Consider the following 21,683-nt stretch of genomic DNA (forward strand, 5'->3'; position numbering starts at 1 on the left):
GCGAGCCGAAGCCCCCTCGCGCACGCCGAATCAGCGGGGATGCGGCGAGTAGCGACCGCTGGTTCAAGCGCGCTCGCGGTACAACGCCTCCGCCCGGAGCTTGAGACTCTGCGCGATCGCATCGAAGCCTTGCTTGACCCAGGCGCCATGGTTCGCTATCACCGTCGGCGCGGTAGGGCCAAGGAACAGGTCAGTGGTGTGATAGCGACAGCTCGCCGCGCCGGTGGCTTCGATGTGCTGGTCGCGGCGCGCCGCATCGGGGTTATCGGCCGTGGCGTACATCTCCCAGGCCAACAGCGTCGGGCGCTCGAACGCCGCCAGGTACTCGACCACCTTGAGCAGCTCGCCCGGGCGTGTCGGGTCAGGCAGGAACAGGTTCACCGCCTCGCCCATGCGCAGGTTCGACTCGACCTTGACCGTGAAGGGATTCCACTGCGGGTAGCGTTCGAGATCGACCAGCACCTCCCACACCAGTGCGGCAGGTGCGGCGATATCCACGGTCACCGAGGTCACGAGACAGTCCTGAACGGATGGGTTCTGAGCGTGCTGTACAGACATGGAGTTCTCCTGGGCGCGGTGTGCTCACCGCATTGGCAAGTGCCGAGGGCACGTGGGGAATAAGCCGGGCGCGCAGCGCCCGCTGCCCATCTTGCCCAGCGCCTGGTCCCGCCGACCTCGTCTACCCGGACTAACTCTCGCTCGATCAGCGCCCCGTCCTTCACCCCGCCTCGCCACGCCAGGCAGAGCCCTGCGCCGAGTTAGTCCGGTCAGACGAAGAAAGCCGGCGACCGGCCTTTATATCGTCCGTAGCAGTGGTCTGGGCATACACCGCCCCACTTACCCGCGAAACATACCGGTTTCAGCCTTCCCTGCCCGATGCTCTGGGCGACAGGAGATTCAACATGGCGACAGACTCGATCGACGAGCAATTACTCAGCGGCCAGACCTGGCGCGATTTCTGCGATGCGCTAAAACGCAGCGGCGAACAGATCCTCCGCCCGGAGGCCCCGGCCGACGCCCAGACCCGCGCCGAAGGCTTCCGTTACCTGAGCCGGCTGCTGCGCATCGCCCTGGAGATGCACGTCGAGTTCGCCGACCCGGACTTCCCCGGGTTTTTCTCGCCCTCCCACGAAACCGCCAAGATCGGCGCGGACAACCCGGACAACCTCTACCAATACGCACGCCTCAACGGTGAGCGGCAATACCGCGTCAGCGGTCAGCGCGGCAGCGTGGCCTACCTCAGCTTCGGCACCCAAAAAGGCGGCTACGAAAGCGACGGGACCATGACCCCCACCGGTTTTATCGACGCCGATAGCTTGACCCTCGAACCCGACGGCAGTTTTGAACTCACCCTCAGCCAGCAGCCCTGCGCAGGTAACTGGCTGCGCCTGGAACCGGCCAGCAATGCCCTGATCGTCCGCCAGACCTTCCTCGATCGCCAAGCGGAGAAGCCCGCACAATTGCGCATCGAACGCATCGGCAGTACCGACAAGCCGGCTGCACTCGACCCGCAGCGCCTGCACCAGGGGCTGCAGCGCGCCGCCAGTTTCGTGGAGAACACCGCCCGCCTGTTCGCCGACTGGGCCAGGGACTACCAGCGCCACCCCAACCAGCTGCCGCCGGCCAACCAGGCCCTGTGTCAGTCGGTCGGCGGCGATCCGAACATCTTCTATTACCACTCGTACTGGGCGCTCGACGACGACGAGGCGCTGCTCATCGAAGTCGAGTCGGTGCCCGAGTGCGACTTCTGGAACCTGCAGATCAACAACTACTGGATGGAGTCGCTGGACTACCGCTACCACCGCATCTGCCTGAACAAGCACTCGGCCCACTACGACGACCGGGGTGGCGTCACGCTGGTACTCAGCGCCCGCGACCCCGGCCTGCCGAACTGGCTGGAAACCGCCGGCCAGCACCAGGGCACCCTCTGCCTGCGCTGGGTCGGCGCCAACCATCCCGTCCACCCGAGCACCCGGGTGGTCAAGCTCGACAGCCTCAAGGAGTCCCTATGACCAGCCTTCCTTCACCGACCGCGGAATTCGACCTCGACAACCTGCTGGCTGAGGCCAGCGCCCGCGCGGGCGGCTTGAGCGATTTCGGTCCCGGCAACTACCGCGAGGCGCTGCAGGTGATGCTCGCCGCACTGCGCGATGAGGCCGGCCTGTCCGCCCAGGGCCGCGTATTGATGCACGAGAAACTGCTTGGCCAGTTGGTCAATCGCCTGGTGATCGAAGACTACTGCCGCCGCTATCCGGAGATCGAACAGCAGCCGCTCGACGATCCGCTGGTCATCGTCGGCCTGCCGCGCACCGGCACCACGCTGCTGCAGCGCACCCTGGCGGTGGACCCGCAGTTCCACTCCGCGGCCTGGTGGGAAACCCGCTATCCCGCGCCGCTACCGGGCGAGGCACTCGACAATCCGGCGCAACGCACCGCTCGGGCCTGCGCCGAAGTCGCCGGCATGATCGAGTACATGCCGCAGATACTGACAATCCACCCACTGGATGCGCTGCAGGCCGATGAGGAATTCATGCTCATGGAGCACTCCTTCATGTCCGCCATGGATTCCTACGCCAACGTGCCCAGCTATACCGCTTGGCTCGACCGCCAGGACCAGACCCCGGTGTACGCCTATCTGAAGAAGATGCTGCAGTTCCTCCAGTGGCAGCAGCGCCGTCGCGGCCAGCCGGCAGGCCGGCGCTGGCTGCTGAAGAGCCCGCAACACCTGCACACCTTGGAACTGCTGTTCAAAACCTTTCCCCGTGCGCAGGTGGTCCTCACCCACCGCGAACCGGGCAAAACCATTCCCTCCATCGCCAGCTTCGTCCACACCCTCTGGCAGATGTACAGCGACAACCCCGATCCACGTTTGGTCGGTGCGCAATGGAGCACCCGCATGGCGCGTGCCATCCGCCACAGCATGCAAGTGCGCAACGGAAAGCCGGCCGAATGCTTCCTCGACGTGCGCTTCGAGGACACCCTGGCCGACCCACTGGCCGTGATCGAGCGGATCTATCGTTTCGCCGACCTGCCACTCGGCGATGGCGTGCGCGCGGCGATGGCGAACTGGCTGGCGCACAACGGCCGCGAGAAACGCGCGGCACACGGCTACAGCCTGGCCCAGTTCGGCCTCAGCGAACGCCAACTGGAAGACGACTACGCGGACTACCGCGCCCGTCACCTCAACGCCGAAACCCGGATCTGAATCCCCCACAGAAGGACTCGTCAGCATGTTGCTAAAAGACAAAGTGATCATGATCTCCGGCATCGGCCCAGGCCTGGGTGTGAAACTGGCCGTCGAGGCCGCTCGCGAAGGGGCTGCCGGCGTAGCCATAGCCGCCCGTACCGAGCAGAAACTGATCGATGCCGAAGCGCAAATACGCGCCCTCGGCAGTGCCTGCGAAGTGCTGCGACAGCCCACCGACATCAGTGACCGCAGCGCCTGCCAGCGTTTCGTCGCGGCCACCGTGGAACGCTTCGGCAGGATCGACGGCCTGATCAACAGCGCCTATATCCATGGCGACTTCATGCCCGTGGAGTCGGGCGACCTGGCGCACTGGCGCGAAGTGTTCGACATCAACCTGTTCGGCACCCTGACGCTGACCCAGGAAGTAGTGCCGCAGATGAAGGCCCAGCAGGCCGGCGCCATCGCCATCATCAATACCCTCGGTGTGCAGAAACCCTACTCCGGTGGGGCTTGCTATGCCGCGTCGAAGGGCGCGCTGGCGGTGGCGGTGCGCTACCTGGCCAACGAACTGGCGACGCATGGCATTCGCGCCAACAGCCTGGCGTGCGGCTGGATGTGGGGCGAACCGGTGCAGGCCCACATCCGCCAGACCGCCGCCACCCACGGCATTGCCGAGCAGGCGGTGATCGAGCAGTTCAGCGCACCGATCCCCGGCGGACGGATGCCGACCGACAGCGACTGTGCCCGTGCTGCGCTGTTCCTGGTTTCCGACTACGCCCGCGCGCTAAACGGTGCGCTACTCGACGCCAACGGCGGCGAATACATGCGCTGAGCGCCCACCACGGAGTCTTTGCAAAAATGGCCGATTACTTTGCCTTCAACGGCGATGCGGATGGATTGTGCGCGTTACAACAACTGCGCCTTGCCGAAGCGCCGCAAGCTTTGCTGGTTACCGGAGTCAAACGCGACATCGCCCTGTTGCGGCGGGTCCAGGCCGGTAACGGCGACCGTGTCACCGTGCTGGATATCGCCCATCAGCAGAACCGCGAGGAGGTCGCCCGCCTGCTGCAAAACGGCGCCAGCATCCGCTATTTCGATCATCACTTCGCCGGGGAGCTGCCGGCGCATCCAGGGTTCGAGTCGTACATCGACACCGCCGCGGACGTCTGCACCAGCACCCTGGTCAATCACTACCTGGGCGGCAGCCATCACCGCTGGGCGATAGTCGCGGCCTTCGGCGACGGGCTGGCGAAGCTCGGGCAGGCGCTGGCAGAACAGTACGGCCTGGCCGTCGAAACCATCGTCGAGCTTGAGCGACTGGGCCTCTACCTGAACTACAACGCCTACGGGGAGAGCATCGCCGACCTGCATTTCGACCCGGTCGATCTGGCCGAAGCGCTACGGCCCTTTGTCGACCCGCTCGACTTCATCCGCAGCAACGGGACTTTCAGCACCCTGCGTGACGGCTACAGCGCAGACATGGCCAGGGCGGCCAGCCTGACACCCTGGCGCGAGGTCCCAGGCGCCACCTTGTATCGCCTGCCCGCCGCACCTTGGGCGCGCCGGGTGAGCGGCGTGCTGGCCAACCAGTTACTGAGCCAGCGCCCGGATCAAGCACTGGCGCTGCTCACCAGCAATACCGACTGTGGCTTCACCGTCAGCGTTCGCGTCCCGGCGGAGCATCCGCTGGCCGCAGACGCATTCTGCCGTCGCTTCGCCACCGGTGGCGGACGCAAACGCGCCGCAGGCATCAACCACCTGCCCGAATCCGATCTGAAGTCATTCGCCGAGGCTTTTGAAAACGCCTACGGCAGGCAGCCGGACGACCTCGTCCAATCACCGATTCCCAGAGAGCAGGAACAGCCATGCTGAGCGTGCAGGAGATATCCGACCGTCTTGAAATCATGCATTTGATGACGGCCTATTCAAGCGCCATAGACCGGAAGAATTTCGCGGCGCTGGATAACGTGTTCAGCGCCGATGCCTATATCGACTACCGGGCCATGGGCGGTATCGCCGGCACCCTCGGCGAGGTCAAAGCCTGGCTGGCTGAGGTCATGCAAGCGTTCCCGCATTACCAGCACATGCTGGGCAATCCGGAAATCCAGCTGCGGGGCGACACTGCGACAGGACGCACCATTTGCTTCAACCCGATGCAGATCAACTTGCCCGATGGCGGCTCGCAAGTGATGTTCCTGGGCCTGTGGTACCTCGATGAATTCGTCCGCAGCGAGGCCGGCTGGCGCATCAGCCGACGCACCGAGGAGAAGTGCTATGCCCACAATGTCCCAGCCAGCCTGAATGTCGGCACCCTCTGAACACCGACACGCACAGGCGTCGTCCCCTTCCCTCTCGCAGCCCGTAAACTGGCCAAGCCGGGCTGGAATCAAATCACCCGCGCCGGATGTTGCAGGCGCGGCGCGCCGAGCATCTCGCGGTAGGACGGCGGCTGGCGCCCCTGGGCCTCGCTGATGCCGTAGCGCGGGGCGATCTCGGCGCTGACCAGGGTTTGCCCGCTATAGCTCATCAGCTCAGGATCGTTGAGCAACGCGTGGATCACCCGGCCGTTGAACTCCGGTGTCTCGGCCTGAGCCAGAAATGCTTCGTATTGCTCGCCATGGTTTTCGCCGGCGATGCGTGTGCGCTCGGTCAGTTGCGGCCCCAGCCAGAGGGACAGCGCGGCCACTCCGGCGCCTTCGAAATCGACCGCCATGTCCGCCGCCAGCTTGTCGCAACCGGCCTTCTGCGCACCGTAGGCCGGTCCGTGCATATAGCAGCCGGCGCCGAACGACGAGGTGAAACCGATCAACCCGTGACCGCCACGCACCAGCAACGGCGCGGCATGGTAGCTGGCGACATAAGCCGAACGCAGCCCGACCTCGAGGATTCGCACCAACTCCAGCGGCTTCTCCCAGAAGGGTCCAGGGTCGATCAGGTTCTCGTGGAGAAAGGCGGCGTTGTTCACCAGCAAATCGAGCCGCCCGCATTCGCGCTCGACCCGTTCGAACAGTGCCTTGACCTGGGTATCGTCGGCATGGTCGCAGACCACCGCAATGCCCCGACCGCCTGCGTGGGTGATGGCTTCGGCGGTCTCTTCCAGCGAACCGCTGAGTACCTGGCCATGCAACCTGGAGCCGGCCTGCTCGGGGGCGCGGCCAGTGACGAAGACGGTCATGCCGGCGGCGCCGAGCGCCAGGGCGATACCCTTGCCGACGCCGCGACTGGCGCCGGTGACGACGGCGACCTGGGGTTGTTCTGTATTCATATGCTGCTCCTGGATTTTCCGTAGGGACGGCTCAGCCCGGGGCCTGCCGCTAGTTCCGTGCTCAGCCATTGTTCGGGGACGGCCAGCCCCCGAGCATCGTCCGCGCGGACTATGACGAGGCGCTGCCGTCTCGGAAATAATCACCGCTCATGCCGCAGCCAAGCGGCCAACCAGAGAGCGGAAAACAGCATGTCTATTCGAGATCTGTTCAGCCTTGAAGGCCGCGTCGCCGTTGTCACCGGCGCCGGCAAGGGGATCGGCCGGGCCATCGCCCTTGCCTATGCCGAAGCGGGCGCGCGCGTGGTGGTCGCCGCACGCACGGCGACAGAGGTACAGGCGGTGGCCCAGGAGGCCGAAAAGCTGGGCACTCAGGCCCTGGCGTTCCGTTGCGACGTAAACGACGAGACCCAACGCGCGCTGCTGCTGCAGAGCGCCATGGAGACCTTCGGCCGGCTCGATATCCTGGTCAACAACGCCGGCGGTGGCGGGATGAACGACCCGCTGAGCATGAGCGCCGAGGAGTTCGACGCCATGCTGCACTTCAACGTGACCAGCACCCTGCGCCTGAGCGCGCTGGCGGTGCCGCTGATGCGCACAGGGGGCGGCGGCAGTATCCTCAATATCGCCTCGAGCGCCGCGCGCTATGCACAGAAGAATTTCTGCGGTTATGGCACGGCCAAGGCCGCCGTGGTGCAGCTGACGCGACTGCTGGCGCAGGACTTCGCGCCTGCGGTGCGGGTCAATGCCATCGCGCCGGGGCCTGTGCTCACCGAGGCACTGCGCGGTTTTCTCGAGCAGCCAATGCTGGACCAGATGGCCGCACGCACGCCGCTGCAATGCCTCGGGCAGACCCAGGACATAGCCGCCGGCGCGCTCTATCTGGCCTCGCCGGCAGCGCGCTGGGTTACCGGCAAGATCCTCGAAATCGACGGCGGCGCCGAGTCATCGCCCATGCCGTTCTGATAGTGCTCTGGGCGCGCCCGGTTTTGCGAATTTCGCAGGCCGAACAGGCCCCTGTAGGAGCGGCCCATGGCCGCGATCGGGCCGCCCATTCAACGCGGTTATCGCGGCCAATGCCCCTCCCCCAAAAAAACCAGCGCAGGCTTACTTCTGTGGCATCGGTGCCGCTTTCGAACTCGGCTTCGCGGATAAATCCGCGCCTACAAGCAACAGGATGAGGAACTGCTCGAGGGCTGGGTCACCAGGCTCTGGCTCTTGATATGGCTCGCCGCCAGGTAACCGAAGGTCATCGCCGGGCCTATGGTGGAGCCGGCACCCGGGTAGGTACGGCCCATCATCGAGGCCGCGCTGTTGCCAATCGCGTACAGGCCGGCGATGGGCTGACCGCTCTCATGCAGAACGCGGGCATGCACGTCGGTGAGCAGGCCGCCCTTGGTGCCAATATCGCCGGCGTCGATGCGCACCGCGTAGAACGGCCCACGGGTCAACGGTGCCAGGCAGGGGTTGGGCTGCATATTGGGGTCGCCGTAATAGCGATCGAAGAGCGATTCGCCCTTGTGGAAATCCTCGTCGCGACCCTGTACGGCCATGGCATTGAAGCGCTCCACGCTGCGCGCCAATCCAGTCGGGTCGACGCCGATCTGCGCGGCCAGGGCCTCCAGGCTCGCGGCCTTGTGGAAATAACCGCGCAGGTGCTTGGGCAACTGCCAATCCGGCTGGGCGTAACCGGGCAGTAGCGCGCCGCAGGGGTATTTGCGGCGGAATTCGGCGTCGAAGACCATCCAGCAAGGCACGCTCACCGCCCCTTCGCGGTTGTGGGCGTACATCGCGTAGACGATGTCGGTGTAGGGCGCCGCCTCGTTGACGAAGCGCTGGCCGGCGGAATTGACCAACACGCAGCCGGGCAGGGTGCGTTCGACGAACAGCGCGCGCTGCTTTTCCTCTCCCGCGACATGGGTGGTGGGCGCCCACCAGCTGTGGCCCATCAACGCCGTGTTCGCGCCTATGGCCTGGCCGGCGCGGATGGCGTCGCCGGTATTGTTCGGCGGCGTGGCACTCCAGGCGGCCTGCGAGGGTTGCGGCAGGTACTGCTGACGCATCGCCTGGTTACGCTCGAAACCACCGGCGCCGAGTATCACCCCATGGCGCGCCTTGATCCGTAGCTGCTGCCCCTCGCGACTAGCGACCACGCCACTCACTCGGCCGTCCTCGACTATCAGTTCTTCCAGTGCGCAGTTCAGCCACAGGGGTAGCGCGCGGTCCAGCAGGGAGGCGCGCAAAGCGCCGATCAGCGCATTGCCCAGGGTCAGGAAGCGGTCGCGGCGCGACAGCCGCCGGCCCTCCCGATCCCGCCAGTAGCGCCAGATCACCCGCAGGGTCAGGCCAAGCCACCCCTTGCCACGGCAAAGCAGCACCTGCGCCTCTTTCATGGTCATGGCCATGCGCCCCAGCATCAGGGTGCCGGGCGATGGCGGGCGCATGAGCAGGAATTCTTCGCCCAGTTCGGCGGCGTCGAAGGGTTGCGGGTCCATGGAGCGGTAGCCCGGCTTGCCGCCCTCCACTTCCGGGTAATAGTCGGAATAGCTGGGCTGCGCCTCGAAACGCACCCGGCTGTGCCGCTCGAGATACTCGACCATCTGGCGGCCGTGCTCGACATAGGTTTCGATCCGCCCATCGTCGATTTCCCCTTGGGTCACCGCCTTGATATAGCGAATCGCCTCTTCCGCCGAGTCCGCACCGCCGAGCGCCGCGATCCGATGGTTGTTGGGAATCCAGATGCCGCCGCCGGATACCGCCGAGGTGCCGCCGTACTGCGCACTTTTTTCGATCAGCAGCACGTTCAGCCCGAGGTCATGGGCGCGCAACGCGGCGGTCATGGCCCCCGCTCCTGAACCGACGACCAGCACATCGCAGCAGTCATCCCAGTCGATTTTGCCGTCACTCATGCGGCTCGCTCCTTTCTTGTTATATGAAGAGGCGCGCGCCGGACGGGCCGGCGGCAGTTAAGCGGATTCTTATCCCCGCCCCGGCGAGCAACATCGTCCGATGGGACTACGGGCAACGGGGTATTGGCGATGTGGTCGCGGGCCGCCGTCGCTGGGCGGGTGAAACTCGCGTGCTAACTCCGATCAAGCAAGAGCTCGCGCTTACATGACTGGCTAGGAGTGATGTGTTGTTTTTATTCGACGCAATACGCTGCGCTATTGCGCCCTACGGTCCTTTGTTCGACGGCATTGGGCGGAGCAGACGATCACCGGCGGCGCTCCCGCAGCCGAAGACCTGGATTTGAACCAAACTTATCCTAGGAGATCGTCCGCGCTCACTAGTCTTTATGGACGATGTTGCGGTTCCCCCCATGACCACATAGTCAATCGCGCCTCACTTAACTGAACCTTGAGCGCAAGGCCTCGATGCCCTGCCTCACCGAGAGGAACAAAATGATAAGAACAACAAAAAGCCAACTCCGTACACCGCTCAACGGCGCCATTCGCTTGGCGCTGGTCGGCTTGGCCGGCGGTTTGAGCCTGCAGGCCCAGGCCCTGTCCTTCCAGCCCAGCGATGAGCTGGCCGTAGATTGGGACACGACCCTGAGCTATGGCCTGGCTTGGCGCACCGACGACCGCGACCATCGGCTGACCAGTGACGCCAATGGCAACGACGGCGACAACGCCTTCGACAAGGGCAGCCTGATCAGCAACCGCGTCGGTTTCCTCACCGAAGCCAACGTCAAATGGCGCGAAGACTATGGCCTGTTCGTTCGCGCCGCCGGCTTCTACGATAACGTCTACGACCAGGGCAACGACAATGACACCGGCACCTCCAACTGTTTCGCCGGCGGTCAGTGTTCCAGGCCCGATCGCTTTTCCCAGGACACCATCGACCAGCACCGCGAGGACCTGCGCCTGCTCGACTCCTACTTCTATGGCACCTGGGATCTAGCCGGCCGCGACCTCAACCTGCGCCTCGGCGACCAGGTGGTGAGTTGGGGGGAGAGTCTGTTCTACCAAGGCATCTCGTCCGCGCAGAGCCCGGTGGACGCCACCAAGGCGACCACCCCTGGCGTCGAGGTCAAGGAGATCCTCCTGCCGGTTGGCCAACTGTTCGCCCAGTACAGCCTGACCGACAACCTCAACCTGCAGGCCTACTACCAGTACGAGTGGGAAAAAACCCAACTGTTCGGGGTCGGCAGCTACTTCTCCACTACCGACCTGATCGACGAAGGCGGCTTCAACGACGCCAGCGGTTTCCTCAGGCGGCTGGACGATGACGAACCGTCTGACAGCGGCCAATACGGCGTGGCCATGACCTATACGGCCGAGTCGCTGAACAATACCGAGTTCGGTGTCTACTACTCGCGCTTCCACGACAAGACCCCGACGCTGGACTTCCTCAGCGACTTCGGCAGCTACCGGGTGCGCTACTTCGACGACATCGACCAATACGGCGCCAGCTTCGCCACCGTACTCGGCGACACCAGCTTCTCGGGTGAGGTCAGCTACCGCGACGGCCAGCCGGTGCTGGTCGACACCGCCACCACCTTCAATGGCTTCGGCTTCCCCATCGCCATCCCGCTCCCACCGCACGCGGTAAGGGCCCAAACCCTGCAAGCGCAGATGTCCATGATCCATGTGGTCGGCCCGACCTCCTGGGCGGACAACACCACCCTGGTCGGTGAAGTGGTTTATAACAACGTCATGGACAACGACAAGGCGGAGTCTTTCACCGTCTTCATTCCCGGCTTAGGCCCCCTCAATACTCCGGAATCCGACACGCTGTTCAAGGACCGAGACGCCTGGGGCTACACCGTCCAGGCATCGTTCGACTACAACAACGTGTTCAGCGGCTGGGACATGTCCGTTCCCATTACCTACAGCACCGCGGCGCAACGCGATAGCTCGCTACTGGGCTCGATCAACTCAGGCGAGGGTGACGATCGCATGAGTGTCGGCAGCACCTGGCGCTACCTCGGCAACTTCTCTGCGGAAGTTCTCTACAGCGCCTACCTGGGCAACTCCAAGAATGCCCCCTTGGCAGACCGCGACAACATCGCTCTCAACTTCAAATACCGTTTCTGAAGCCTCTGACGGAGGAACCCAGCATGACCAGAAGTACGCAAAACCTGTTCCGCACGGCCCTGGCCGTTACCCTGCTCAGCGGCAGCCTTGCCGTGCAGGCCAAGGTCAGTAGCGAAGAGGCCGCTCGCCTGGGCCAGGACCTGACCCCCATGGGCGCGGAGAAAGCCGGCAGCGCCGACGGCAGCATCCCCGCCTGGTCCGGCAAATGGCGCGGCGCCCCGCCCCAGGTGAAATTCGCCGGCGCCGGCACGCCCTATCCAGACCCTTATGCCGATGAAAAACCCTTGTTCATCATCACCGCGGAGAACGTGGCGCAGTACGCCGACAATCTCAGCGATGGACAGAAGGCACTGCTCAAACGCTATCCCGCCACGTTCAAGATCCCGGTTTATCCGAGCCACCGCGACTTCCGCTTCGACCAGAAAATGGAAGACAACATCAAGCAAAACGCCCTTAACGCCGAGCTGACCGACGGCGGCTACGGCACCAAGAACGCCTTCGGTGCCTCGCCCTTCCCGATCCCGAAGAGCGGCAGCGAGCTGATGTTCAACCACGTCCTGCAGGGGCGCGCCGCGAAAGAAGAGGCCGACTACCTTCAGGTCGTGAACTATGCCGATGGCAACAAGGTCTTCGAGAAGGTCAACTACAAGATCCTCTCGACCTGGTCCGACACGAACCTTACGTTGGAGTCGGCCAATGGCGTGATGTCGCACTTCCTGCTGACCACTCTGGAGCCCGTGCGCAAAAAAGGTGAGATGGTCGTTGGCCACGAGTTCATCAACCCGGTGGCCGATCCTCGCCAGGCCTGGATGTACGCACCGGGCCAACGGCGGGTACGTCGCGCGCCCACAGTCGGCTATGACTCGCCCACCGGTGCTGGCGGCTTTCGCGTCTATGACGAGGACCGTCTGTTCAACGGCGCAGCAGACCGCTACGACTGGACGATCCTGGGCAAGAAAGAGCTCTACATCCCCTACCACAACTACAAGCTCGACGACCCCAGCCTGAAGGCCGAGCAGTTGCTGGCCACCAAGGGCCATATCAACCCTGACTATATGCGTTATGAGAAGCACCGCGTCTGGGTACTGGAAGCCAAGCTGAAGAAAGGCAGCCGCCATATCTACGCCAAGCGCGTGCTCTACCTCGACGAGGACTCCTGGGCGGCTGCGTTGGCCGACAACTACGACAACCGTGGGCAGTTCTGGCGCACCAACATGCAAGCCTCGATCTACACCTACGACACCCAGCGTTATCACGCCCGGCTGGGTATGTACCATGACCTGATCGCCGGCTCCTATCTGGTCGACCGACTGCTCGTTGACCAGCAACCGGCAAAGTTGAATGCCAGCACCTTCACGGACAGCGATTTCACCCCAGGCAACCTGCGTAAATTGGGTACGCGCTGAGCCCCCCTCCCTGATCGACCCGTTCGGTCAGGGAGCCCAAATTGCAGCCGGTGTGCGGTGCAGCACAATCCGTAGACCTGCTGCCTATCTGTCGAACCACTGTAACCAAGCCTTGCCAGCCTCGCGGTGCCGTTGCGCCCCGCCAGTGGTTGCGCCTTACTTTGATCGCATGGAGACAACAATAATGAATAAATTGTTAACCGCCGCCCTGGGCGTGGCCGGTGTGAGCCTGTCACTGCAGGCCCAGGCCTTGAACATTCTGCTGACCAACGACGACGGCTGCCGCGCCCCCGGCATCGGCTTCGTGTACCAGGCGCTGGTCGGCGCCGGCCACCAGGTCACCCTGGTCGGCCCGGAGAAGGACAGCAGCGGCATAGGTGCCGCCAGTGTGGTCAATCCGGGCCAGGCCCTGGCCGTGACCGAACTGGCCCCGGGCAAGTTCTGCGTCGGCGCACCCGCCGGTTACACCCCGCCGGCCGGCAAGACTTCGGCGATCGGCACGCCGGTGGATGCGGTCAACGTCGGTCTCGGCCTGCTGCTCAAGGACAACCCACCGGACCTGGTGGTCTCCGGGACCAACTTCGGCGACAACGTCGGCCCGCTGACGCAGATGTCCGGCACGGTGAACGCTGCGGTGCGCGCCATGTTCAAGGGAGTTCCGGCGGTAGCGGTGTCCACCGCGATCGACTTGGAACTGTTTATGCACGACCAGCAGGCTGGCTACCTGAAGACCTTGAACGCCATGGACGACACCGCCAACTTCGCGGTGAAAGTGATCCAGAAGGCCTCCGCCGCCGGTGCCGAGGCCAAGCGTCAGTGCGAACAGAGCAAGGACAAAGCCAAGCCCTTCTGCGAGCTGAACGTCCTCGGTTTGCCAGGCACTACCGGGCTGAATATCAACTACCCAGCCCGTGAGGCCAGCGAGGTGACCGACGTCGCCTATGCTCCTATCGGCGACTGGGGCACGGTGAATTTCGTCCCGCAGCGTGGCGCGGACGGTGTTGTCCGGGTCAACCTAGTGGCGCCGCCAACGCCGACCGCGGCCCAGCAACAGGCCGATGCTTATCAGTTGTGGTCGGGTAAGGCGGTGATCACCGTGATCGACGGCAATATGACTGCGTTACCGGCGCTACAGGCGCAGGCCAAGCTGATGTTCAAAGGCCTGAAGCCCTGATTCGGCAGATATGAAAAAGCCCCTGTTCTTGAAGAAGGACAGGGGCTTTTTTCTTGATTCCCGGATTACCGAGGGACGTGCACTTCGGTCCCATGGTGATTGGGCGTCTGGATGAACATGAGCCTTGTAGGGCGGGTGAAACCCGCGCGGTAAAACTAATGACCGGCTGAGAGTGTTGTGTTGTTTTTATTTGGCGGGTTTCACCCGCCCTGCGCACTGAAGAAGCCGCAATGGGCCAACTGCGCGGAGACGGCGCCGCCCTCGGCATGCACCGCGGCGGTCAGGCGCTGCAACTGCGGGAAGATGCCGTCGTGCATCCACATCTGGTCGGGGAAAGTCAGGCCGTCCGGCGATACTCCGCAGTAGGCCACTGTGGTCAGCGCCACCCCGCCACGGGCCATTTCGGCGTGGTGGCGGATCAGCTCCTCGCCCGGAACGCCGCCGGGGCACATGCCCTCGAAGGTGGCGGTCTTGATCACCCGATTGCGCAGCGTCAGCCCGGCTAAACGCGCCGGACCGAAGAGCTTTTCCAGCGCGGTCGCCATGGCGTCCTCATTCTGTTGTGGGATGAAAGGGGACGAATTCGGCGACTTCCAACTCGAAACCAGAAACCGCCTTGTAGTTCACCGGGAAGCTCAGCAGGCGCATCTTGCGCACATTGAGGTCGCGCAGGATCTGCGCGCCTATGCCCAGAGTGCGCTGCGGGAACTGCGGCGGCCTCGGTTTGCCAGCGCCCTGCTTAAGCAGTTGTTCGAGCAGGCCGTTCGGGGTCTCCTGTTGGGCCAGCAGCACGACCACGCCGCAGCCTTCGGCCGCCACGCGCATCAAGGCGCGATCCAGATTCCACTGCTGCGGCCCGCTCTCGGGCTCGCAGCCGAGCGAATCGCGCAGGGTCTCGACCGCCTGTACCCGCACCAGCGTGGGGAGCGCGGTGCTGATCTGGCCTTTGACCAGCGCCAGATGCAGCTGCCCCTTGTAGGCATCGTGATAGGTCAGCACCCGGAACTCGCCATGGCGGGTGCGCAACGGATACTCGCCGGAGCGCTGGATGGTGCCTTCATGGAGGATGCGGTAGTGGATCAGCTCGGCGATGCTGCCGATCCTCAGCCCGTGGGTCTGAGCGAAGGCTTGCAGCTCGGCACCCCGGGCCATCTCCCCCTCTTCGTTGAGGATGCCGACCAGGGTCGCCGCCGGCATCAGCCCGGCCAGGCGCGCCAGATCGCAGGCCGCCTCGATATGCCCGGCGCGCTGCATCACCCCGCCGGGCAGGGCCCGCAGCGGGAAGATATGCCCCGGCTGGACCAGATCGGCGGGGCCGCTGGCCGGGTCCACCGCGACCTGGATCGAACGCGCGCGGTCGGCGGCGGAGATCCCGGTGGAAACGCCGGTGCTCGCCTCGATCGAAACGGTAAAACCCATGCCATGGGGCGCGCGCGAGTTCGCCACCATCAGGCCAAGGCCCAGCGCCTTGCAGCGCTCCTCGGTCAGGGCCAGGCAGATCAAGCCACGGGCGTGCACGGCCATAAAGGTGATGGCGGCGGCATCGACTTGTTCGGCCGCCATCAGCAGCGAGCCTTCGCTGTCGCTCTCATCGTCGGTGATGATCACCATCTCGCCACGGCGGATGGCGTCGAGCAGTTGCTGCGGGGTATCCAGTTGCATGCTCGGTCTCCGCTCAGTTAAGCGCCGCGCGCAGATCGGCGGCGGCCGCCGCCAGGGCTTCGGCCCCACGCTCGACAAAGGGCGCCATGCTGACGAAGCCATGGATCATGCCGTCATAACGCTGCAGGCGCGTGGCGACACCGGCCTCCTGCAGGCGCTGGGCCAGGGCCTCGCCCTCGTCGCGCAGCGGGTCGAACTCGGCGGTGATCAGGGTGGTCGGCGGCAGGCTGGCCAGATCCTCGGCCAGCAGCGGCGAAGCCAGCACTTGCTCGACCTGCTCGGCATTTGCCAGGTATTGCTGCCAGAACCACTGCATCATCGCGCGGGTGAGGAAGTAGCCCTCGGCGAACGCCTGGTAGGAGGCGCTGCCACAGCGAGCGTCGGTGACCGGATAGAACAGGCACTGATAGCTGATGCGCGGCCCCTTGCGCTCGGCCGCCAGGCGGCTCACTGCGAGCGCCAGGTTGGCCCCGGCGCTGTCGCCGGCCAAGGCCAGGCGGCTGGCATCGCAGCCCAGCTGTTGGGCCTGTTCGACCAGCCAGCAGGTGGCGCTGTAGCAGTCCAAGGGCGCCGCCGGAAACTTGCTCTCAGGCGCCAGCCGGTAGGCGATAGACACCACCACGGCGCCGCTCTGTTTGGCCAGCGCCCGGCACAGGTTGTCATGGGTATTGAGGTTGCCGATGACGAAGCCGCCACCGTGGAAGAACACCAGCAGCGGCAGATTCGGCCGGTCCAGCGGCCGATACAGGCGCGCGTCCAGCTCGCCGGCGGCACCGGCCACGCGCAGCTCGCGAACCTCGGCCATGGGCTCGCCGGGGATGGGCGGCATGAGGTTGTCGGAGAACTGCCGGTAGTGCGCGGCGTTGAGCTGACCGAAGTCCGGTGCTGGCAGGCCACTGAACTGCTGCAGTACCGCGGCAATCTGGTTATCGAGCGGCATGGCTATCCCCTTGCTCATCGGCTGCTTGCACTTCAACGAACTGGAATACCGGGTTGGTCTCTTCGAGAATGCTCTGTAGCCGCCGCTGCAATGCCGGCTTGAAGAACTTGTGCGGGAGTATCCAGAAGCGCTTATCGCGTACGGCGGCGAACACCAGTTCGGCCAGTTCGAGCGGCGTCATGCCCTGGCGAATGCTGGCATCGAGCAGCTCGTTGAACTGCGCGCCAGCGGTGCCTGCGGCCTGGTCCGAGGCCATGATTTCGCTGGCCACCGGGCCGGGGCAAAGCACCGACACCGAGACCTGCGCCCGTTGCAAGCTGAGCTCGTAATGCAGGGTTTCCGAGAGCGCGACCACCGCCTGCTTGGTCACGTTGTAGGGCGCCATCAAGGGGCTGCTGACCAGCCCCGCGAGCGAGGCGGTGTTGACCACATGGGCCGGGCGGCCCTGCTCCAGCAACAGCGGCACGAAGCTGCGAATGCCGTTGATCACCCCTTGCAGGTTGACGCCGAGCATGCGCTGCCACTGCTCATGGCTGATCTCCCAGCAGTTGCCGGTCTGCATTACCCCGGCGTTGTTGAACAGCAGATCGACACCACCGAAACGCTCCACCGCGACATCGCGCAGACGCTCGACCTGCGCCGGGTCGCCGACATCGGTCACGCAGGCGACGGCCTCGGCACCGCGTGCCTGCAGTTCGGCGCACAGTGCCTGTAGCCGTTGCCCATCGACATCGCTCAGCACCAGGCGCATGCCCAGCCCCGCAGCATATTCGGCCAGACCGCGGCCAATGCCGCTGGCCGCCCCGGTGATGACCGCTACGCGGCCCTGTTCACTGCTCATCGCCGACTCCTGCCGATTGTTCTAATGCTGCCAGTAGAGCTGCCTGCGCAATGCCAGCCATCGTCCATTCAGACGATGCCTTCAGCTACAGGCGTTGCAGAATCCCTAGCGTGCAAAAGCGCTGCCCCAAGGTTTGCCTGAACCTGCGGCAGCCCAATCAGCAACGCCTCCGGAGAACAATAAGATGAGCACCCTGCACCGCATCGAAACCAAACAATTGGAAGACCGCTACGCCCGGGGCTGGCATTGCCTCGGCCTGGCCGCCCAGTACCGCGACGGCAAGGCCCATCGCCTGGACGTATTCGGTACCCGCCTGGTGGCCTTCCAAGGCGAGGACGGCGAGCTGCATATACTCGATGGCTACTGCCCGCACATGGGCGCCGACCTCAGCCAAGGCTGCGTCGAGGGCAACTCCATTCGCTGCCCCTTCCACGCCTGGCGCTGGGGCGCCGACGGCGTGTGCGACGACATCCCCTACGCCAAACGCATCCCGCCACGGGCCAAGGTCAAGAGCTGGCCGATCATGGAGGAGAACCAGCTTCTGTTCGTCTGGAACGATCCCGAGGGCAACCCGCCGATCGCCGAGCAGCTCATCCCGCGGATCGACGCCAGCTTCAGCGACGAATGGGCCGACTGGGAGGTTGCCGAGCTACAGATCGCGACCAACTGCCGTGAACTGATCGATAACGTCGCCGACATGGCGCATTTCGGCACGGTGCATGGCGCCCCGGTCGAGGAATTCAGTAACGTCTTCGAACGCCATACGGCGACCCAGATCATGTGCGCGCGCAGCGAGCGCCTGTCTGGCGACAGCGAGTTGAGCACAGTCGCCACCTACTTCGGCCCGGCCTACCAGATCACCGAAATGACCGGCGAGATGGACGGCCAGCCGATCCATTCGATCCTGCTCAACTGCCATGTGCCCATCGACCTGCACAGCTTCACCCTGCGCTATGGCGTGCTGGTGAAGAAGATCCCCGGCCTCAGCGACGAGCAGAACAGCGCCATGGCCAAAGCCTACGTACAGCAGGCGCAGGCAGCCTTCTACGAAGACGTGGCGATCTGGCACAGCAAGACCCGCGTCGACAACCCGCTGCTGTGCGACGGCGACGGCCCGGTCTACCAGTTGCGCAAGTGGTACCAGCAGTTCTACAGCGACATCGCCGAACTGCCGGCCGAGGTCAACGAGCGCAAGACCTTCGCGGTGCGTAACCGCGAATTCGCCTGAGCCCTGGGCTGGCGGCACGCCCTGCCGCCAGCCATCCTCCTCTCTAGCCAAGGCGTTGCACTCAGCAGAAGGCGCCGCTTATGCTCGGTGTCCGTTACAGCAAAAAAACGGTGTCCCTCATGGCTCACACCCTCAGTCTCGAAACCTTTAGTGAGATGCTCGGAAACCTCTACCAGGGGCCGCTGGAAAACATCCCCTGGGCGACCTTTCTCAACCAGCTCAATCTGTATCTGGACAGCAAGTACGTCACCTTCATCCTGCGCCCACCCAGCGCGCAGGTGGACGGGCTGATGGTGAACACCACCGGCACCTCGGCCGAGGCGACAGCCTCCTACAACAAGCACTTCTTCGCCCTCGACCCCTTCGTCGACCTACCCAACCGCCAGGTCGTCACCCTCGAGGAAGTCGTCTCCAAGGACGACTGGCTCAACTCCGAGTTCTACAAGAGCTTTCTCGAGCCGGTGGACGTCTTCCATATCCTCGGCGCCGACATCAACACCTGCGACGGCGCGCAATGCCGCATCCGCATCAGCCGCGGCCGCGCCAGCCCGGCTTTCGACAGCGAAGACAAGGCCCTGCTGGCGCAATTCATTCCGCACCTGGAGCGTTCGATCAAGATCCACATGCAGCTCAACCGCATCGAGACCGAACGCAACCTCTACGCCGGTGCGGTGGACCAGATGGCGGTCGGCACCATCATCCTCGACGAGACGGGCAAGGTGCTGCAGACCAACCAGGTCGCCGACCGTCTGATCCAGGCCAAGGACGGCCTCAAGCTGGTCAACGATGGCCTGCAGGTCGGTACCGCTCGCGACACCCAGGAATTCCGCCGGCTGGTGAAACAATCCCTGCTCTCGCAGAAAAGCAGCAACCCCTCGGTGGTCGAGGCCCTGCGCGTGCAGCGGCCGTCCGGGCGGGCGGATCTGGGCATCATCGTGCGCTCGGTGCCGCTGTCGGCCTGGAGCGAAGGCAAGCAATGCCCGGCGGTGGTGATCTTTATCAGCGACCCGGAGCAGCAGTCCAGCGCCCCCCAGGAGATAGTCAGGGCGTTGTTCGACTTCACCCCGGCCGAGACCCAGCTGGCCATGCTGCTGGCCAACGGCCTGACCCTCGACGAGGCCTCGGAACAGCTCGGCATCAGCCGCAACACCGCGCGCGCGCACCTGCGCTCGACCTTCTCCAAGACCGGCGTGACCCGCCAGACCATGCTGGTCCGGCTGATCCTGCGCAGCGTGGCGACCCTGGGCTAAGCCCTCCACTTGTGCGCTGACCATCCACAAAAAGCAAAGCGCGTAGGGCGTACTCGCGAAGCAGTACGCCATTTCGAACGGCGGACTGTTCGCTACGCTCCTGAGTCCGCCCTACGCCCTTGTAGTAGTCCGCTTGGACGATGGCGGCATGGACGTCGGCGCGCAGAGTGCGCTAACCGAGACGCCATCCCCAAGCGTAGGGGGCCTAGCCATGCGGACCTGTCCGACCATCCTGAAAACCGAACTGCTGGCCGAAAGCGGCTACTTCCAGATCGAGGCCCTGCACCTGCAATTCAGCAACGGCCAACAACGCGTCTACGAACGCCTGCGCGGCACCGGCTACCGCTCGGTGATGCTGGTGGCGCTGCCCGACCCCGAACACGTGCTGCTGGTGCGTGAATACGCGGTGGGTGTGGAGGCCAAGGTACTGGGCCTGCCCAAGGGCGGTGCCGAGCCGGACGAAGACTACCTGCAGGCGGCACAACGCGAGCTGATCGAGGAGGTCGGCCTGCGCGCCGAACGGCTGACCGAGCTGGGCGAACTGACCCTGGCGCCCGGCCACCTGTGCCACCGTTATAGCGTCGTGCTCGCCGAAGACCTGAGCCCCTGCTACCTGCCCGGCGACGAACCCGAAGCGCTGGACCTGATTCGCCTGCCACTGGCGCAGATTCCCGAACTGGTCGCCCGCGGCGAACTGCACGAGGCCCGCGCCATCGCCGCGCTCTTTATGGCCCTGGGCGCCCTCGCCCGACGCGGCTGAGGCACACGCACAAGACCGTTAGTCGGCACCCCTGGCAATCTAGTCCATTCGGACGAAGCCCGCCGCCAGTGGCCCTTCTAAGGTGGTTCTACAACAACAAAGCCTGGGAGGCTGTCGGACATAGAGCTGTCCTACTGTGAAAGCCTGGATATTGGCCCGTTTTCCACTCAGCCTCGTTAAAGAGAGTGACTATTCGCCTCGCCTGAGTGAAAAAACGCTCTCAATCCCAGACTTCCTCTCTACGGACGTCTAAGCCCGGCAGGCTCCAAGCGCCAGCCGCAGCGGCGAGCCCCCCGAACTGCGGCGGCCCATAGATGCCGAGGCCCGTCATGAGAAAAACCACGATAGCCCTGCTGATCCTCGTCTGCGCCGGCAGCGCGGCAACCCTGAGCCTGCTGCTGAAAGACCAGCCTTACCGGCTGGCGGGGATGACTGCCTGCCAGGCTTACGCCGGAGCTTGTTTTATGCCCGCGCCTTCCATAAACCAACTGCTGCCCTGAAAACTGGCTCTCCAGATAAACCTCAGGCCCTCCCGAGCTATCGTGTCGTTGGCGCAGGAAACGAGGGACGTAGGCTGGGTAGAGCCGCTTCTAGCGAAACCCAGCCTACAAACTACGATAGGCAACCGAATTAAGCAGACAGGCTACTCACTCATCGGAAGCTTCGCTGTCCTCGGCACCGTCCTCACCTAGGCCTGCCCCTTCGTCACCGGTGCCTTCATCGCTGACGCCATCCTCGCCGTCGTCCGTCTCACTTTCATCATGTTTGGAAGTGGCCGCTTCGGCATTCTGCAAACCCTGCGCGGCAGCGTCGGCCGCAGGCGTCGTACCCACCACGTCCGTAGCCTTGGCCAGCCCCGTGGTTTCCTTCGAGGTTGCGGCAGCCGAGGTCGCCGCCCCATGCCCCACGCTATGGCCCGCCTCGTGACCGGCCC

At 64.4% G+C, this 21,683-nt stretch carries 20 protein-coding genes and 1 pseudogene; 13 read left to right on the top strand and 8 right to left on the bottom strand.

Annotation, left to right across the window (positions count from 1 at the left end; translation table 11 throughout):
* Positions 1–63 precede the first annotated feature (63 nt).
* Positions 64–558, bottom strand: a complete 495-nt coding sequence (locus FFS12_RS05050; RefSeq protein ID WP_137885794.1) for an SRPBCC domain-containing protein — start codon at positions 556–558, stop codon at positions 64–66.
* Between the two features lie 344 nt (positions 559–902).
* Between FFS12_RS05050 and FFS12_RS05055 the strand changes: the two genes are divergently transcribed.
* Genes FFS12_RS05055 through FFS12_RS05075 form a run of 5 tightly spaced genes read left to right on the top strand, consistent with a single transcriptional unit; the run spans position 903 to position 5,505 of the window.
* Positions 903–2,012 carry a DUF1214 domain-containing protein gene (locus tag FFS12_RS05055; RefSeq protein ID WP_137885795.1) on the top strand — a complete coding sequence of 370 codons (1,110 nt, stop codon included), beginning with the start codon at positions 903–905 and terminating at the stop codon, positions 2,010–2,012.
* Positions 2,009–3,205, top strand: a complete 1,197-nt coding sequence (locus FFS12_RS05060; protein WP_137885796.1) for a sulfotransferase — start codon at positions 2,009–2,011, stop codon at positions 3,203–3,205. Before FFS12_RS05055 ends, FFS12_RS05060 begins: the two co-directional genes overlap by 4 nt.
* Before the next feature lie 25 nt (positions 3,206–3,230).
* Positions 3,231–4,019, top strand: a complete 789-nt coding sequence (locus tag FFS12_RS05065) for an SDR family oxidoreductase (protein ID WP_137885797.1) — start codon at positions 3,231–3,233, stop codon at positions 4,017–4,019.
* Positions 4,020–4,045: 26 nt separating this feature from the next.
* Positions 4,046–5,059: a DHH family phosphoesterase gene (locus tag FFS12_RS05070; protein WP_218568958.1), complete on the top strand. Its 1,014-nt coding sequence runs from the start codon at positions 4,046–4,048 to the stop codon at positions 5,057–5,059.
* Positions 5,053–5,505, top strand: coding sequence for a nuclear transport factor 2 family protein (locus tag FFS12_RS05075; RefSeq protein WP_137885798.1), 453 nt, complete (start codon positions 5,053–5,055; stop codon positions 5,503–5,505). Before FFS12_RS05070 ends, FFS12_RS05075 begins: the two co-directional genes overlap by 7 nt.
* Before the next feature lie 68 nt (positions 5,506–5,573).
* Here the strand turns inward: FFS12_RS05075 and FFS12_RS05080 are convergent, their stop codons facing one another.
* Positions 5,574–6,452, bottom strand: coding sequence for an SDR family NAD(P)-dependent oxidoreductase (locus FFS12_RS05080; protein WP_137885799.1), 879 nt, complete (start codon positions 6,450–6,452; stop codon positions 5,574–5,576).
* 189 nt (positions 6,453–6,641) lie between these two features.
* Here FFS12_RS05080 and FFS12_RS05085 point away from each other — a divergent pair, with 189 nt between their 5' ends.
* On the top strand, positions 6,642–7,415 hold the full coding sequence (locus FFS12_RS05085) for an SDR family NAD(P)-dependent oxidoreductase (protein WP_137885800.1): 774 nt from the start codon (positions 6,642–6,644) through the stop codon (positions 7,413–7,415).
* A gap of 197 nt (positions 7,416–7,612) precedes the next feature.
* Here the strand turns inward: FFS12_RS05085 and FFS12_RS05090 are convergent, their stop codons facing one another.
* Positions 7,613–9,358 carry an FAD-binding protein gene (locus tag FFS12_RS05090; protein WP_137885801.1) on the bottom strand — a complete coding sequence of 582 codons (1,746 nt, stop codon included), beginning with the start codon at positions 9,356–9,358 and terminating at the stop codon, positions 7,613–7,615.
* A 492-nt stretch (positions 9,359–9,850) separates the two neighbouring features.
* Between FFS12_RS05090 and FFS12_RS05095 the strand changes: the two genes are divergently transcribed.
* From FFS12_RS05095 to FFS12_RS05105, 3 genes are all read left to right on the top strand, one after another.
* Complete coding sequence (locus tag FFS12_RS05095) at positions 9,851–11,488, top strand: DUF1302 domain-containing protein (RefSeq protein WP_137885802.1); 1,638 nt, start codon at positions 9,851–9,853, stop codon at positions 11,486–11,488.
* A 23-nt stretch (positions 11,489–11,511) separates the two neighbouring features.
* On the top strand, positions 11,512–12,894 hold the full coding sequence (locus FFS12_RS05100) for a DUF1329 domain-containing protein (RefSeq protein ID WP_137885803.1): 1,383 nt from the start codon (positions 11,512–11,514) through the stop codon (positions 12,892–12,894).
* Positions 12,895–13,078: 184 nt separating this feature from the next.
* Complete coding sequence (locus FFS12_RS05105) at positions 13,079–14,068, top strand: 5'/3'-nucleotidase SurE (protein ID WP_137885804.1); 990 nt, start codon at positions 13,079–13,081, stop codon at positions 14,066–14,068.
* Positions 14,069–14,268: 200 nt separating this feature from the next.
* Here the strand turns inward: FFS12_RS05105 and FFS12_RS05110 are convergent, their stop codons facing one another.
* The 4 genes from FFS12_RS05110 to FFS12_RS05125 are packed head-to-tail and all read right to left on the bottom strand — an operon-like array spanning position 14,269 to position 17,511.
* Complete coding sequence (locus FFS12_RS05110) at positions 14,269–14,613, bottom strand: hypothetical protein (protein WP_256657269.1); 345 nt, start codon at positions 14,611–14,613, stop codon at positions 14,269–14,271.
* Positions 14,614–14,620: 7 nt separating this feature from the next.
* Complete coding sequence (gene ribB, locus FFS12_RS05115; protein ID WP_137885805.1) at positions 14,621–15,730, bottom strand: 3,4-dihydroxy-2-butanone-4-phosphate synthase; 1,110 nt, start codon at positions 15,728–15,730, stop codon at positions 14,621–14,623.
* A 13-nt stretch (positions 15,731–15,743) separates the two neighbouring features.
* On the bottom strand, positions 15,744–16,670 hold the full coding sequence (locus FFS12_RS05120; RefSeq protein ID WP_137885806.1) for an alpha/beta hydrolase: 927 nt from the start codon (positions 16,668–16,670) through the stop codon (positions 15,744–15,746).
* A complete protein-coding gene (locus tag FFS12_RS05125; RefSeq protein ID WP_137885807.1) occupies positions 16,657–17,511 on the bottom strand; it encodes an SDR family NAD(P)-dependent oxidoreductase in 855 nt (284 codons plus the stop codon). The genes FFS12_RS05120 and FFS12_RS05125 overlap by 14 nt, the downstream gene beginning before the upstream one ends.
* 184 nt (positions 17,512–17,695) lie before the next feature.
* Between FFS12_RS05125 and FFS12_RS05130 the strand changes: the two genes are divergently transcribed.
* The 4 genes from FFS12_RS05130 to FFS12_RS19855 all read left to right on the top strand — a co-directional run bounded on the left by FFS12_RS05130 (position 17,696) and on the right by FFS12_RS19855 (position 21,249).
* On the top strand, positions 17,696–18,739 hold the full coding sequence (locus tag FFS12_RS05130) for a Rieske 2Fe-2S domain-containing protein (RefSeq protein ID WP_137885808.1): 1,044 nt from the start codon (positions 17,696–17,698) through the stop codon (positions 18,737–18,739).
* Positions 18,740–18,858: 119 nt separating this feature from the next.
* Positions 18,859–19,989, top strand: a complete 1,131-nt coding sequence (locus FFS12_RS05135) for a helix-turn-helix transcriptional regulator (RefSeq protein ID WP_137885809.1) — start codon at positions 18,859–18,861, stop codon at positions 19,987–19,989.
* Between the two features lie 211 nt (positions 19,990–20,200).
* Positions 20,201–20,749 carry an ADP compounds hydrolase NudE gene (gene nudE, locus FFS12_RS05140; RefSeq protein WP_137885810.1) on the top strand — a complete coding sequence of 183 codons (549 nt, stop codon included), beginning with the start codon at positions 20,201–20,203 and terminating at the stop codon, positions 20,747–20,749.
* Between the two features lie 329 nt (positions 20,750–21,078).
* Positions 21,079–21,249, top strand: coding sequence for a hypothetical protein (locus FFS12_RS19855; RefSeq protein ID WP_171011811.1), 171 nt, complete (start codon positions 21,079–21,081; stop codon positions 21,247–21,249).
* Positions 21,250–21,396: 147 nt separating this feature from the next.
* Here the strand turns inward: FFS12_RS19855 and FFS12_RS19860 are convergent.
* Positions 21,397–21,683, bottom strand: a pseudogene (locus FFS12_RS19860) (hypothetical protein); the annotation flags it as partial.

Source organism: Pseudomonas sp. 2FE, from assembly GCF_005503735.1.
Taxonomy (GTDB): domain Bacteria; phylum Pseudomonadota; class Gammaproteobacteria; order Pseudomonadales; family Pseudomonadaceae; genus Aquipseudomonas.